The sequence below is a fragment of the Paraburkholderia jirisanensis genome (assembly GCF_054782355.1).
In genome coordinates this window covers 1-974 of the sequence record NZ_BAAGSQ010000016.1, presented here as the reverse complement: position 1 = coordinate 974, position 974 = coordinate 1, and the positions used below count along the sequence as shown (strand labels likewise).

Here is a 974-nt window from a genome sequence, read left to right as displayed (position 1 = left end):
GGCCTGTGGAGTTACTTCGAGCAGGCGCCCGATGGCCAGTCCCACACATTAGTTATTACTGACCTGACGCATTTTTGTAAGCCACTCGAGCCAGCGCAGATTACGTTTTCGCGATCCGAGATCACCTCTGAGATCGATGCGCTAACTCAATGGTCCGGCACCCGTACCCTGCAGAGTGTGAAATACACGCCAGTTACAGGCGACTACAAATCCCCTGGAGATCACCGGATCACATACGGTCAGACAATGCCCAACCAGGGAAGCCTGCCGGACCAGATGGAGGTTTACGAATACACGGGGGCATATAGTCACCTCGATTTCGATCGGGGCGACCATCTGAACCGTATCCGTATCGAAGAATGGGAATCACGCGCGAAGCGGTTTTTTGGCGTTGGAGGCGTTCGCCGTGTCGACGCGGGACGCTGGTTTGAATTTGTAGATCACCCCGATCATCAGAACGATAAGCAGCAGGACCGCAGTTTCCTGATCATCGAGACGCGCTGGTTTGTTGAGAACAACCTGCCGCTCGGAAATACCCAGCGATTTCCGGGCAGTCTGGAAACGGCACTCGAGCAGGCTCGCGCCCCACACCAGACGCAGCCCACCGACGCATCTGGGAGTGACGGTTTCTTCCTGACGCAGATCGAAGCGCAACGCTGGGCGATACCGTTTCACAGCCCTTATGAACATCACAAGCCGCACATGCGCATGCAGTCGGCAACGGTTGTGGGCCCAGCCGGCGAAGAGGTCTACACCGACGCATTGAATCGCATCAAGGTGAAATTCCGCTGGGACCGGTTAGCCAGCGGCGATGACACCTCGTCGTGCTGGATACGCGTGATGCAGTCCGATACCGGGAGAGGATACGGTGGTGTGCACGTGCCTCGCATTGGCGAAGAGATATACGTCGACTGGGACGGAGGGGATTGCGACCGGCCCATTGCGATTGGAAAAGCGTACAACGGGTGGGTGCA

Annotated in this window: 1 protein-coding gene; it reads left to right on the top strand. The window is 57.1% G+C overall.

Features of this window, described 5'->3' with window-relative positions; genetic code table 11:
- Window positions 1-974: type VI secretion system Vgr family protein (locus ACYVNQ_RS09220; RefSeq protein ID WP_460902192.1), on the top strand; the 974-nt coding region annotated here is incomplete at both ends.